This is a genomic window from Streptomyces diacarni (genome assembly GCF_003323715.1).
GTDB lineage: Bacteria > Actinomycetota > Actinomycetes > Streptomycetales > Streptomycetaceae > Streptomyces > Streptomyces diacarni.
On sequence record NZ_QOIN01000008.1, the window covers coordinates 1 to 569 of the forward strand.

The following is a 569-nucleotide window of genomic DNA, read 5'->3' on the forward strand; positions in this document are numbered from 1 at the left end:
TCGGTTCCTGGTGCCAAGGCATCCACCGTGCGCCCTTAAAAACTTGGCCACAGATGCTCGCGTCCACTGTGCAGTTCTCAAACAACAACCAGCCACCCACCACCCCACAGGCACAACCCGCAAGTTCACTGGGACCGGCACACCGAAGGGCGGGCAACAGCCCGCACCCTCAGACACCCAACAGCGCGCCCAACACCCCAGCCCCCAGATCACGTTCCACGCCGAAGCAGTACTAGTGACCCTGAACCAGAGTGCCGAATAGTCAACGTTCCACCCATGAGCAACCCACCGTCAGACACTCGCTGACGCAGTAGGCCCTGGCCACCACACACGTGGCGGCACGATGCTCCTTAGAAAGGAGGTGATCCAGCCGCACCTTCCGGTACGGCTACCTTGTTACGACTTCGTCCCAATCGCCAGTCCCACCTTCGACGATTCCCTCCCACAAGGGGTTGGGCCACCGGCTTCGGGTGTTACCGACTTTCGTGACGTGACGGGCGGTGTGTACAAGGCCCGGGAACGTATTCACCGCAGCAATGCTGATCTGCGATTACTAGCGACTCCGACTT

At 60.5% G+C, this 569-nt stretch carries 1 rRNA gene; it reads right to left on the reverse strand.

Going from position 1 to position 569, the window contains the following annotated elements:
* Nucleotides 1-354: 354 nt before the first annotated feature.
* Nucleotides 355-569, reverse strand: a 16S ribosomal RNA gene (locus DTL70_RS00045); the annotation flags it as partial.